The sequence below is a fragment of the endosymbiont of Bathymodiolus septemdierum str. Myojin knoll genome (assembly GCF_001547755.1).
In the GTDB taxonomy this organism is placed as follows: domain Bacteria; phylum Pseudomonadota; class Gammaproteobacteria; order PS1; family Pseudothioglobaceae; genus Thiodubiliella.
Window position 1 is genome coordinate 1,131,829 of the sequence record NZ_AP013042.1, and the last position, 11,703, is coordinate 1,143,531.

At 38.1% G+C, this 11,703-nt stretch carries 16 protein-coding genes; 6 read left to right on the forward strand and 10 right to left on the reverse strand.

The annotated features are described in order from the left end of the window. Position 1: 1 nt before the first annotated feature. The 7 genes from BSEPE_RS05910 to BSEPE_RS05935 all read right to left on the reverse strand — a co-directional run bounded on the left by BSEPE_RS05910 (position 2) and on the right by BSEPE_RS05935 (position 4,145). A complete protein-coding gene (locus BSEPE_RS05910) occupies positions 2–922 on the reverse strand; it encodes a HamA C-terminal domain-containing protein (protein ID WP_070104569.1) in 921 nt (306 codons plus the stop codon). 320 nt (positions 923–1,242) lie between these two features. Further along, positions 1,243–1,458: a hypothetical protein gene (locus BSEPE_RS05915; RefSeq protein ID WP_066045092.1), complete on the reverse strand. Its 216-nt coding sequence runs from the start codon at positions 1,456–1,458 to the stop codon at positions 1,243–1,245. A 7-nt stretch (positions 1,459–1,465) separates the two neighbouring features. Beyond that, entirely contained in the window at positions 1,466–1,603 is a 138-nt protein-coding gene (locus tag BSEPE_RS08050) for a hypothetical protein (protein ID WP_157059391.1), read from the reverse strand. A gap of 55 nt (positions 1,604–1,658) precedes the next feature. Beyond that, entirely contained in the window at positions 1,659–2,213 is a 555-nt protein-coding gene (locus tag BSEPE_RS05920) for an FAD-binding protein (RefSeq protein ID WP_066045094.1), read from the reverse strand. Then, the gene (locus tag BSEPE_RS05925) at positions 2,213–3,643 is read right to left on the reverse strand and encodes an FAD-linked oxidase C-terminal domain-containing protein (RefSeq protein ID WP_066045097.1); all 1,431 of its coding nucleotides are present in this window, start codon (positions 3,641–3,643) and stop codon (positions 2,213–2,215) included. The genes BSEPE_RS05920 and BSEPE_RS05925 overlap by 1 nt, the downstream gene beginning before the upstream one ends. Continuing rightward, positions 3,643–3,936 carry a hypothetical protein gene (locus BSEPE_RS05930; protein WP_066045099.1) on the reverse strand — a complete coding sequence of 98 codons (294 nt, stop codon included), beginning with the start codon at positions 3,934–3,936 and terminating at the stop codon, positions 3,643–3,645. The genes BSEPE_RS05925 and BSEPE_RS05930 overlap by 1 nt, the downstream gene beginning before the upstream one ends. Continuing rightward, positions 3,933–4,145 (reverse strand): addiction module protein, encoded by a 213-nt coding sequence (locus tag BSEPE_RS05935; protein ID WP_070104570.1) that lies wholly within the window; start codon positions 4,143–4,145, stop codon positions 3,933–3,935. Before BSEPE_RS05935 ends, BSEPE_RS05930 begins: the two co-directional genes overlap by 4 nt. A gap of 436 nt (positions 4,146–4,581) precedes the next feature. Between BSEPE_RS05935 and BSEPE_RS05940 the strand changes: the two genes are divergently transcribed. After that, the gene (locus BSEPE_RS05940) at positions 4,582–5,697 is read left to right on the forward strand and encodes a pyridoxal-phosphate-dependent aminotransferase family protein (protein ID WP_066045101.1); all 1,116 of its coding nucleotides are present in this window, start codon (positions 4,582–4,584) and stop codon (positions 5,695–5,697) included. Between the two features lie 56 nt (positions 5,698–5,753). Here BSEPE_RS05940 and BSEPE_RS05945 read toward each other — a convergent pair whose 3' ends face one another. Beyond that, positions 5,754–5,987: a YfhL family 4Fe-4S dicluster ferredoxin gene (locus BSEPE_RS05945; RefSeq protein WP_066045103.1), complete on the reverse strand. Its 234-nt coding sequence runs from the start codon at positions 5,985–5,987 to the stop codon at positions 5,754–5,756. Positions 5,988–6,090: 103 nt separating this feature from the next. On the opposite strand from BSEPE_RS05945, the gene BSEPE_RS05950 reads away from it, so the two are divergent. Genes BSEPE_RS05950 through msrA form a run of 5 tightly spaced genes read left to right on the forward strand, consistent with a single transcriptional unit; the run spans position 6,091 to position 11,143 of the window. Continuing rightward, the gene (locus BSEPE_RS05950) at positions 6,091–7,062 is read left to right on the forward strand and encodes a peptidylprolyl isomerase (protein WP_066045105.1); all 972 of its coding nucleotides are present in this window, start codon (positions 6,091–6,093) and stop codon (positions 7,060–7,062) included. Between the two features lie 19 nt (positions 7,063–7,081). After that, positions 7,082–8,167, forward strand: a complete 1,086-nt coding sequence (mraY, locus tag BSEPE_RS05955; RefSeq protein ID WP_066045107.1) for a phospho-N-acetylmuramoyl-pentapeptide-transferase — start codon at positions 7,082–7,084, stop codon at positions 8,165–8,167. 11 nt (positions 8,168–8,178) lie between these two features. Then, entirely contained in the window at positions 8,179–8,625 is a 447-nt protein-coding gene (locus BSEPE_RS05960; protein ID WP_066045109.1) for a deoxycytidylate deaminase, read from the forward strand. A 1-nt stretch (position 8,626) separates the two neighbouring features. Further along, positions 8,627–10,195 (forward strand): peptide chain release factor 3, encoded by a 1,569-nt coding sequence (locus tag BSEPE_RS05965; RefSeq protein WP_066045111.1) that lies wholly within the window; start codon positions 8,627–8,629, stop codon positions 10,193–10,195. A 15-nt stretch (positions 10,196–10,210) separates the two neighbouring features. Further along, positions 10,211–11,143: a peptide-methionine (S)-S-oxide reductase MsrA gene (gene msrA / locus BSEPE_RS05970; RefSeq protein WP_066045113.1), complete on the forward strand. Its 933-nt coding sequence runs from the start codon at positions 10,211–10,213 to the stop codon at positions 11,141–11,143. 2 nt (positions 11,144–11,145) lie between these two features. On the opposite strand, the gene BSEPE_RS05975 is transcribed toward msrA, so the two are convergent. Then, positions 11,146–11,412, reverse strand: a complete 267-nt coding sequence (locus tag BSEPE_RS05975; RefSeq protein ID WP_066045115.1) for a type II toxin-antitoxin system RelE family toxin — start codon at positions 11,410–11,412, stop codon at positions 11,146–11,148. Then, a complete protein-coding gene (relB, locus tag BSEPE_RS05980) occupies positions 11,396–11,620 on the reverse strand; it encodes a type II toxin-antitoxin system RelB family antitoxin (protein WP_066045116.1) in 225 nt (74 codons plus the stop codon). The genes BSEPE_RS05975 and relB overlap by 17 nt, the downstream gene beginning before the upstream one ends. Between the last annotated feature and the right edge of the window lie 83 nt (positions 11,621–11,703).

Genomic DNA, 11,703 nt, shown 5'->3' on the forward strand with positions numbered 1-11,703 from the left:
TTTATGGTGCCCGATAATACTCTGCATTACTAATAAATCTATCGACAATATCTCTTTTATTAGGAATTGGAAATAATATTAAATGAAACTTAATATTTGAATATTTAAAAATATTAGACATTACCTTAACTTGTTTTTTAAAATATTTATTGGCTTTTTTCTTATGAGAAGAAATCATTTTATTTTTATACTCTTCTGTAAGTTCGTTTTCTTTCTTTGTAATATCACACTCATGCAATAATAAAATTGGAATATTGATTTTTGGCTTTATGTTGTCAAGTGAATTTTCACCACTTAAAGTAGATTTTATTTTCTCCACTAACTCACTAGATAAACCCATATTATCAATATCAGAAACCGATGTAATAATACTATTTTCTTTTTTTATTTGATTGTCGTTTCTAAGAAAATTATCAACAGATCCTATTGCGCTATCAATAGCGCCATCAATATTTTTATAAAATTTAGCCTCACCAAACCACAAAGAAAAGTCATTACCCTTATCTTCAATAACTATATGAACACTATCCGCACCTTTTGCGTTGTCTTGAGAGTTTTGTTTGTAAAAAATTTTAGGAACGATAGGCAGGGCAGAGTAATAGTCTTTCATAATGCCATAAAGCAATATTTCACATAACTCACTACCCTTGCCAATAGTGTCATTACTGGTTATGCGTAACTTCTTCGCAGACTCTATTAATGCGGAGTTGGGCTTTTCTATGAGCTTATCTCTTTCATTTTTAGATAAGGCTGTTTCCGCAATGTTGTCCCAAATATAATTCTGGAATTTGTCGTACCTCCATTTTCCACTTTCAAAATCATTGATCAAACTAAGAACATGTTTTTTATCAATAGATAGCAATGCTGGATTTATACTTATATCAACAAAGGAAGTATCTATTAGTTTTTCAAAATTCACCACAAAACACTCCTATAAATTTCATATTCCAACTCATCCAACGCTTTTAAATACCCCATTTTACTACCAAAAAAAACCCAACAATTTTAACAGTAAGCCGAATGTATTTAGTGCTTTTCGAGCTTATTCGCCATTGTGTCATTTAAAAACATCCCCAGGGTCAAATACTTGCTTTAATTTCTGTTCAATCTCAGTTCTTAACACTGATTCATTCTATAAATTGTTTTTTAGTAGTCATATTTTATTAAACCGTTGATTTAATTTGTAGCATTTTCTTTATCCAAATTATAAAACTCTACCTCTCTTTTAACCTCTCTATCACCTTATTTTTGAACTATTGCAAAAAATGCAACTGTTGGATTTTTATCCAATTCATTTTCTTGATAAATATTTTTAATGTGTCTAGATATACCAGATTTATCCACATTAAATAAGGCTGAAATTTCATTAAGATTTGCCCAAATAGTCTCAGCATTTGAGTCGGTTTTTAACTCAATCGCACCGTTTTCATTTTGGTATATCGCTAGGTTTTTAGTCATATTTTTTTTAAGTCGTTAATTTAATCGGTTGCACTGCTTGCATTAGTTGCTCGGTATAAGTTTGATTAGTAGTAATTTTAGCTTGTAGTTTATCGCAAATTTCAAGCAATTTTTCAACTTTGGTTACAATGGCTTTTTTGTTCATCCAAACCACATTTCAAGATTAAACAAATCGCCAATTTTAACTTTTTGCCATTGTGTCATTTAAAAATCCCCCTAGGATCAAACACAAATTTTAACTTTTGTTCAATCTCATTGTGTAATGTTGAACTGGATTTGTTTTTAATGGGCGGGGACAATTTGCCAACATAAGTGCTTGGTAGGACTTTGAAACTGATTTGGGTGATGATTGCCAAACGCCCTTTTGAGCCAACCAACAAACGCGCGACATCATAGCCAGCGACATTTTTTATCACTTGACCGCCAAAATTTAAGAGCTCGCCGTTGCCGTCAATAATTTGCACGCCTAACACGCTATCTGACAAGTCTTGCCCGCCATTGGCATACACGGCGCCAATGCTCGTGTTGTCGTTATCGGTGTAAAAAGGCAAAACTTGGTTATTGCTTTCAAGTTGTTTTTTAATCTGTGCAATGGGTGTGCCTGCTCGCACGGTCATAACCAGCTCTTCGGGGTAATATTCCACCACGCCTGAATAATCTAACAATGCACTGTTAATATGTAAATTGCTAGACGCCTTAACCAAAGTTTGTAATTGTTGAATGCGTGCGTGCGTTGGGTTTTTTATTGCATTCATTAAAAACGCTCCAATTCTGGGTGGGGTAATTTGCCGTGATGCACATGCATAGCACCCAACTCCGCACAGCGATGTAATTCGGGTACGGCTTTGCCAGGGTTTAACAATAACTTGGGGTCGAATGCCGCCTTAATCTTATGAAAAATTTCTAATTCTTTGTTGTTAAATTGATGACACATGGCGTTTAATTTTTCCACACCCACACCATGTTCACCAGTAATGCTGCCACCCATATCAACGCTAAGTTTTAAGATTTCTGTGCCAAATTCTTCGGTTTTTTCTAATTCCCCTGCAACATTGGCATCGTACAAAATAAGTGGGTGCAGGTTACCATCCCCTGCGTGAAAAACATTCGCTACTCTGAGTTGATATTTCTTACTTAGTTCGTTAATTTTCTCCAACATATCTGCCAAATGACGACGGGGGATAGTGCCATCCATACAATAATAATCAGGCGACAATCTACCTACTGCAGGGAATGCCGATTTGCGCCCTTTCCATAAATTAAGTCGCTCTTCTTCGTTTTCGGAAACCTTTAACGATGATGCGTTTGATAACACTTTTAGCACGGTATCTAATTCTGCTTGTACTTGTTCGGTCGTGCCGTCTAATTCGCACAGCAGCAACGCCTTTGCGTCAAGTGGGTAACCAACATTGGCAAAGCCTTCGGCGGCTTCAATGGCAAAACTGTCCATCATTTCCAACCCAGCAGGAATAATCCCTGCCTTGATAATATCAGCCACTGCATTGGCACAATCACGCACAGAATCAAAGCCTGCCATTACCACGCGTGCTAATTCAGGCGTTGGCGTGAGTTTGACACTAACCTCAGTCACGATACCCAGCAAGCCTTCTGAGCCATTCATTAATGCCAACAAACCCAAACCTTCGTCTTCACGACTTAAACTCAATTCCTCGCCATTAATCGTGAGCACCTTGAGTGCTTCAATATTATGCACCGTCAAGCCATATTTCAAACAATGCACCCCGCCCGAATTCTCCGCAACATTGCCCCCAATCGTACAAGCAATCTGACTGGATGGATCGGGGGCATAATACAATCCAAACTCTGCCACCGCCTCACTAATTGCGATATTTCTAACGCCTGGCTCAACCACCGCCAGTCGTTTTTCTACATCAATAGATTTAACTTTATTCAGTTTTGAAAGCCCCAACACCACCGATTCTGAGAGCGGCATCGCACCCCCTGCCAATCCAGTGCCTGCCCCGCGTGTTACAATTGGTGTTTTATGCTCACGACAAATATCAATGGTTTGTTTAATTTGCTCAACACTCTCAGGAAGCACTACTGCTAAAGGTTTTTGACGATATACACTCAAGCCATCACACTCAAATGGGCGTGTGCTCTCCTCGCCAGTGATGACAATACCCTTAGGCAGTGTGTGTTGTAATTGTTGAATAATATCCACTATTCAAATCTACTTTTTATCCAAGCAGGCTGCTTTCGACAATCAAATACGCCGTAGATAATAATTACTTTGTTCTCAATCGTATAGTAAACAGCGAAAGGAAATCGCTTTGAAAGTAAACGATGGTATTTTTCAAACAGAACTAAATGCACACCATGATAGACAAGTAACGAATCAATATCTGAGAATAAACTATTAAGAAAATAACCCCCTAGACCTTGCTGCTGTTGTTCATAAAATTGATAGCCATTGAGTAAATCATCATTGGCACTCGGCAATATTTTTATGTTCATTGAACCTTATTGCGTATTTGTTGTTTTGCTTTTTCCCAATTCATAGGGGGTTGACTACCCTCTGCACGCTGTTGTTCACGCAAACTCAAAACAGTCTTATGCCAATCAGGCGATTCAAACGAACTATGCTGACATAAATCATTCCAAATTACCTCCATAGCAGATAATTTCTCTGCCACTGTCATATTTTCAGGTGATATTGTAATCATATCAATTCTCCTAGTTAATTGTAAAACCTATTACTGACTATATTTTGACATATCATTATCCATTGTTTCTGATTATTAATCATTTTAAAATCAAAATAACTTAAAACATTCGATTTACTACTATTTTCTCAGGATTAGAGTGATTTTCAGTGTATTTTTCTATTGAGTCTTTTGGCGTATAACTTCTACAAAAAATAATTCATAAGTCAACATTTTCACACATGCTGTTAGATGAAATTTTATAGAATAAATTACTAAAGAAAACCTTAGGTTTAGATCTATCGTCTGATTTTTTAAAGGTGATTGATAATGTTTGCATAATAACTACAAAAACTACTCACAATACCCTTAGGCAGTGTGTGAGATAATTCGTAAACAATTGACATACTAAGACATTATAATGATTTCTTTGAATTTATTAACCCTATAAAACATTATGAAATCATTTAACCCCCCTGTAAGAACCTTAATGGGCCCTGGCCCAAGTGATGTGCATCCACGCATTTTGTCGGCGATGGCACGACCAACAATTGGTCATCTTGACCCTGCTTTTGTGGGAATGATGGACGAGACTAAGGAGGCGTTGAAGTATGCGTTTCAGACTGAAAACGAATTGACGATGCCAGTATCAGCGCCGGGTTCTGCGGGAATGGAGACTTGTTTTGCGAATTTGGTTGAGCCAGGTGATAAGGTTGTGATTTGTATCAATGGCGTGTTCGGAATGCGTATGCAGGAGAATGTTACGCGTTTTGGTGGTGAAGCAATTATTGTTAATGATGACTGGGGAACGGCAGTTTCTGTGGATAAAGTTGAGCAAGCATTGAAGGACAATGCCGATGCAAAAATCTTGGCATTTGTACATGCGGAAACTTCAACGGGTGCCAGTTCTGATGCACAAGCACTTTGCAAAATTGCACACGAGAATGATTGCATTACTATTGTTGACGCAGTAACTTCGTTAGGCGGCTCTGAATTACGAGTAGACGAATGGGAAATTGATGCGATTTATTCAGGCACACAAAAATGCTTGTCGGCGATGCCAGGTATCTCACCAGTCAGTTTTAACGAGCGCGCCTTAACCAAAGTCCGTAATCGTAAAACGCCGGTAACTTCTTGGTTCTTAGACCTTAATTTAGTGATGGGCTATTGGGGTGAAGGTGCAAAACGAACTTACCACCATACTGCACCTGTTAACACTTTATACGGTTTGCATGAGTCGCTGGTAATGTTGACAGATGAAGGTTTGGAAAATGCTTGGGCGCGTCATCAGAGCAATCACGAAATATTGCGTGACGGCTTGGAAGCGATGGGTATTAATTTCTTGGTTGACAAAGCAGACCGCTTGCCTCAATTAAATGCTGTGTTTATTCCAGAAGGTGTCGATGATGCACAAGTGCGCGCAACTTTGTTAAATGATTACAATTTGGAAATCGGTGCGGGACTGGGCGCTTATGCAGGCAAAGTATGGCGTATTGGCTTGATGGGTCATTCCTCAAGAAAAGAAAATATTACTTTATGTTTGGCGGCACTTAAAGAGACGCTTGGTAAGTAAGTTTGTTAAAGCAACAATAAAAAAGGCAGTCAATTGACTGCCTTTTTTATCGCTTATTATTTAATTTTTGCCAATAATTCCGCTTCCGTTTCAACGCGGTCTGGGTCAGGCAGACAACAGTCAACAGGGCAAACTTCAACACATTGTGGCTCATCAAAATGCCCGACACATTCAGTGCATTTATCACCGTCAATTTCGTAGATTTCATCACCCATAAAAATCGCTTCATTTGGGCACTCTGGTTCACAAACATCGCAATTGATACATTCGTCGGTAATTAATAATGACATACTGAACTCCGTGTGGGTTTATTTACTCTTTGGATGCATATTTTAACTGATTAAAGGATGTATTTTTGGTAACATAATAACTTTATTTATATGGCTTTAATCAATGAAAATTATCCGCACTTTATTTCTGTTTTTTATCTTATTCATCTCTGTTCAAGCGTCTGCAAAACTAAGCGATGGACTGTATGCAAACTTGCATACCAATCAAGGTGATATCCTTATCAAACTTGCCTATGAAAAAGCCCCATTAACAGTAATTAATTTTGTCGGCTTGGCAGAAGGCACAAAACACTCTAATAAGCAATTAGGCAAACCTTTTTATAACGGTTTAAAATTTCACCGTGTTATTCAAGGCTTTATGATTCAAGGCGGTGACCCACTTGGCAATGGCAGGGGTGGCCCAGGTTATCAGTTTGCCGATGAATTTACAGATTTAAAACATGATGGACCAGGGATTTTATCAATGGCTAATTCTGGTCCAAATACTAACGGTTCTCAATTCTTTATCACCCATACAACCACAGCACATTTAGACGGTAAGCACACTGTATTTGGTCGAGTAACCAAGGGTATTGGTGTGGTAAATAGCATTAAACAAGATGACTTCATTCGTAAAGTGGAGATTATTCGTATTGGCGAAAAAGCCAAGAATTTCCAAACAGATGAAAACGCATTTCAAAAGCAATTACAAAAAAATTTAGCAAAAGAAAAAATAAAATTAGCAAAAAAATATGAAAAATTAATCAACTTTGTTAAAGCCAATTACAAAAATGCAAAAGATTCGGGCAAAGGTTGGTTTATACAAATCAATCAGTCTGGCTCTGGAAAAACAGTCAAAAAAGGTGACAAGATTAAAATTAGTTTATCAATTGATTTAGAAAATGGCACGCAAATGCGTAAAAAACAATCCTTAGAATTTAAGACTGGCACAGGTTCTCTTGTTGACCAAATTGTAACTGGAATGAAAGTAGGTGAAACACGCACTGTCATTTTGCGTTATTCGCAAATCAAAGGCAAAGAAATTAAAAATAACCCTTTGTTAATTTTCAACTTAGAACTTAATTCTATTAAATAGAGACCTTTACATAAATAATATGTTTTTAGAAATCTTGAATTTTCTAGCGCAATTGGACTCGGGTTTCAATGTCTTACAATACTTGAGCATGCGTGCAATTTTAGCGATGTTAATGGCATTGTCTATCAGTTTGGTTTTTGGTCGTTTCTTTATCAGGCGCTTACAACAATATCAAATCGGACAAGTGGTGCGTGATGATGGCCCTGAAACGCACTTAGTTAAAGCGGGTACGCCAACCATGGGCGGTATACTGATTTTATTTTCTTTTATTAGTAGCGTGTTAATCTGGGGCAATTTAGACAATGCCTACCTTTGGATTGTTATTTCCACTGCCTTGATTTTTGGTGGTATTGGTTTTGCTGATGACTACCTAAAAATTAAGAAAAAATCTTCCAACGGACTGACCGCTAAGCAAAAATATTTGGCACAATCTTTGGGTGCCATTGGCATCGGCATTTGGCTAGTAAACAACCCACAACATCCGATTGATACCAATTTACTCATTCCTTTCTTTAAAGATTTGGCAATACCCTTAGGCACAATTGGTTTGATAGCCTTTTCTTATTTCGTCATTGTTGGTAGCTCTAATGCCGTCAACCTAACGGATGGCTTGGATGGTTTGGCCATTATGCCTGTCGTTCTCATTCTCGGCGCATTGGCTATTTTTGCTTACATCAGTAGTAACTATCATTTTGCCGAATATCTAAATATGCCTTTTATGCCAGCCGTCAGTGAGATGTTTGTCATTTGTGCTGCGCTGATTGGCGCTGGTTTAGGCTTCTTGTGGTTTAACACCTACCCTGCCGAAGTCTTTATGGGTGATGTTGGCTCGTTAGCCTTGGGTGCAATTTTAGCGGTCATTGCCATTATCGTTCGCCAAGAAATCTTACTGTTCATTATGGGTGGTATCTTTGTTGCCGAAACCCTATCCGTCATCATTCAAGTCTTTTGGTATAAACGCACCAAAACCCGCATTTTCTTAATGGCACCGTTACACCACCATTACGAGAAAAAAGGTGTTTCTGAACCAAAAATCATCGTCCATTTTTGGATGATTACCTTAATTTTAGTTTTGGTTGCCTTGGCTTCCATTAAGATTCGATAAGAGAGCAATCAATGAATCATATAACAAAATGGGATGCGCGTTATTTGAGCCTCGCCAAGGAAATTTCCACTTGGTCAAAAGACCCATCGACACAAGTTGGTGCTGTTACTGTTGGTAGTAAAAAAGAAGTACTTTCTCAAGGTTTTAATGGCTTTCCTCGTGGTATTGATGATACCGAAGCGCGTTACAATGACCGTGATACTAAATACAAATTCGTTGTTCATGCCGAAATGAATGCAATTTACAATGCCACTTACTCAGGCACCTCGCTAGATGGCGCTACTTTATATGTATATGGATTACCAATTTGCTCAGAATGCGCCAAAGGCATCATTCAAGTCGGCATCAAAAAAGTTATCATCCAAAAATCCAAAGAATTGGATAACTGGAATGACAGTGTCAAACTTTCAAAACAAATGTTTGATGAAGCAGGCGTAGCGCTTATTATCAAAGAATAGCATGAACGAAGTTTCAAAAAGACGCACTTTTGCGATTATTTCCCACCCTGATGCAGGTAAGACGACGGTAACAGAAAAACTGTTGTTATACGCAGGTGCTATTAAAACGGCAGGGAGTGTTAAGGCGAGAAAGGCAAGTACGCACGCGACTTCTGACTGGATGGAAATGGAGAAAGAAAGAGGTATTTCTATTACTTCATCAATTATGCAGTTTGATTATGACAATCATATTATTAATTTACTAGACACACCAGGGCATGAGGATTTTTCGGAGGATACTTATCGCACATTGACGGCGGTAGATTCGGCATTAATGGTGATTGATGTTGCCAAAGGTGTGGAGATGCGAACGATTAAATTGATGGAAGTTTGTCGCTTGCGTGATACGCCGATTTTAACTTTTATTAATAAATTAGACCGTGAGGGTAAAGAGCCGATTGAATTATTGGACGAAGTGGAAACGGTTTTAAATATTGAGTGTGCGCCGATTACTTGGCCAATTGGCATGGGTAAAGCATTTAAAGGGGTGGTGCATTTATTGGATGATAAAATTTATCTGTACGAAACAGGAAAGAATTCTGAGATTGGTGAAGAGGTTATTGTTGACGGGGTTGACAATCCTGAATTAGATAAAATTTTAGGGATAGATGTTGTTACTGAAATGCGTGAAGAGGTGGAATTAATTCGTGAAACGACGACACCTTTTGATATTAATGAATTTTTAGCAGGAAAACAAACGCCTGTATTTTTTGGATCTGCGATTTCAAACTTTGGCATTCAAAATCTTTTAGATGGGTTTCTTAAATATGCACCAACGCCACAAAATCGTGAATCAGATGTGCGAGAAGTCAAGCCTGAGGAAGATAAACTCACGGGGTTTGTGTTTAAAATCCAAGCCAATATGGACCCGAAACATCATGACCGACTTGCCTTTATGCGACTCGTTAGCGGTAAATATACAAAAGGTATGAAAGTTTTACAAGTTGCCACGGGCAAACAAATCAAGATTGCCAATGCGGTAACTTTTATGTCGCGTGAGCGCTCGTCTACCGAGGTTGCGTATGCAGGTGATGTAATCGGCATCCACAATCACGGTGGTATTAGCATTGGCGATACTTTTACCCAAGGGGAAAAACTCAGTTTTAAGGGGATTCCTAACTTTGCACCAGAGTTATTCCGTCGTGCGGTTTTAAAAGACCCTCTGAAAGCCAAAGCCCTGCAAAAAGGTTTAAATCAATTGTCAGAGGAAGGGGCAACACAAGTATTCCGTCCACTGATTAATAACTCTCAAATTTTGGGTGCAGTGGGTATTTTGCAGTTTGATGTCGTCGCCCATCGTTTGAAATATGAATACGGGGTGGACTGCCAATTTGAAACCATTGCCGTTGCGACAGCGCGCTGGATAACGGGCGATGAAAAAGACATTGAGCAACTCAAAATAAAAGCGGGTAATAATGTTGCAGTAGATTCTGCAGGGGTTTTAACTTACCTTGCACCATCGATGGTCAACCTGCAATTGACCGAGGAGCGACATCCAAACATCACCTTTAGTGCAACGCGTGAACACTAATCAGGAAGAAAAGTTGTGTTATTAGAAATCGTTTTTGGGGCGGGATGCTTTTGGGGCGTGGAAAAGAATTTTAAACAAATACCCGGCGTACTTGAAGTAATCTCTGGCTATGCGGGTGGCGATTATGATGATCCAACTTATCAACAAGTGTTAACTAATAAAGACAATTCAAATATCACCAATCACACCGAAGTGGTTAAAGTTACTTATGACACAAAACTGGTTTCTAGCGAATATTTGATTAAAGATTTTTGGGCGCTTCACGACCCAACACAAATCGATGGACAGGGTAATGACAAAGGCAATAATTATCGCTCTGCATTATACTGGACAACCGATGAACAGCGACAAATTGCACTAAAAACCAAAGACGAATACCAAGTATTATTAAATCAGAATGGTTTTGGCAGGATTATTACTGAAATAAAAGTGCTGGATAAATTCTGGCCAGCAGAAGCGTATCATCAAAATTACCTTACTAATAATCCAAACGGCTATTGCCCTAGTCACAAAACGGGTGTGGCATTTATCATACCAGCCGATGGTGAACTGAAACAGCAAGAATTTTATAAAGCCTTGGGTAAATTAAAACTGGATAGTGTGGCCTTTGACATTGCTTTTAATCAAGGTACAGAAAGACAATTCTGCCAAAAGTACGATATTTTTAAAGAGACTCCTAAAGGCGTTTTTGTGGATAAATTATCAGGTGCGCCATTATTTGATACCCGTGACCGTTTTAACTCACATAGCGGATGGTTAAGTTTTACCAAAGCCATTGATGGTGCTATTGTAGAAAAATCTGATAACAATCATGGTATGGTGCGCACTGAAGTACTTGCAAAACACACAGGAATTCATTTAGGGCATGTATTTAATGATGGTCCAAATGGACAACGCCGTTTTTGCATTAATGCAACTGTTTTAGATTTTGTTGCTGATAAAAAATAATATTAACGATTATAAACTTCTTTACGGCTTGCAACTCTAACGACCAATACAATCAAATCTTGATCTTGTATCTCACAAACAAGTCGATAATCACCAACACGATAACGCCACAAACCTTTGAATCGACTTTTTAGCGGCTTTCCAAGCTTTCTAGGATTGTCGAGTGCTTTGACCTTTTCAAGATAAGCTTTTATTTTTAATAATTGTTGAGCACCTATCCTTCTAAAGTCTTTTTTTAACCTTGCACTAAATTTAATCTTCCAAGCCAAATTCGCTCCACATCTCTTCAGATGAAATAACAGATACCTTTCCTGACCTAATATCTTCCAACTCTTTTTCAGCAAGGTAAACTTCTTCTAAATCCTCAATTTTGTCGATAATCGCTTCACGCGCATAATAAGTTTTAGTTCTGCCTGTTAAGGTAGCCAAATTTTCTAACCGCTGTTCTATCGTTTCAGGTAATCGTATTGCAAGCATAATTATTATGTGTTTTGATATATTTGTATAACAAGTATATCATAAACCACTATAAGGTGTTTAATTTAAAAAAGGACCTTAAC

Coding starts and splice junctions, on each gene's coding strand:
- BSEPE_RS05915 (WP_066045092.1), bottom strand. CDS start 1,458: ATGACTAAAAACCTAGCGATATACCAAAATGAAAACGGTGCGATTGAG.
- BSEPE_RS08050 (WP_157059391.1), bottom strand. CDS start 1,603: ATGAACAAAAAAGCCATTGTAACCAAAGTTGAAAAATTGCTTGAAATT.
- BSEPE_RS05920 (WP_066045094.1), bottom strand. CDS start 2,213: ATGAATGCAATAAAAAACCCAACGCACGCACGCATTCAACAATTACAA.
- BSEPE_RS05930 (WP_066045099.1), bottom strand. CDS start 3,936: ATGAACATAAAAATATTGCCGAGTGCCAATGATGATTTACTCAATGGC.
- BSEPE_RS05935 (WP_070104570.1), bottom strand. CDS start 4,145: ATGATTACAATATCACCTGAAAATATGACAGTGGCAGAGAAATTATCT.
- BSEPE_RS05940 (WP_066045101.1), top strand. CDS start 4,582: ATGAAATCATTTAACCCCCCTGTAAGAACCTTAATGGGCCCTGGCCCA.
- BSEPE_RS05945 (WP_066045103.1), bottom strand. CDS start 5,987: ATGTCATTATTAATTACCGACGAATGTATCAATTGCGATGTTTGTGAA.
- BSEPE_RS05950 (WP_066045105.1), top strand. CDS start 6,091: ATGAAAATTATCCGCACTTTATTTCTGTTTTTTATCTTATTCATCTCT.
- mraY (WP_066045107.1), top strand. CDS start 7,082: ATGTTTTTAGAAATCTTGAATTTTCTAGCGCAATTGGACTCGGGTTTC.
- BSEPE_RS05960 (WP_066045109.1), top strand. CDS start 8,179: ATGAATCATATAACAAAATGGGATGCGCGTTATTTGAGCCTCGCCAAG.
- BSEPE_RS05965 (WP_066045111.1), top strand. CDS start 8,627: ATGAACGAAGTTTCAAAAAGACGCACTTTTGCGATTATTTCCCACCCT.
- relB (WP_066045116.1), bottom strand. CDS start 11,620: ATGCTTGCAATACGATTACCTGAAACGATAGAACAGCGGTTAGAAAAT.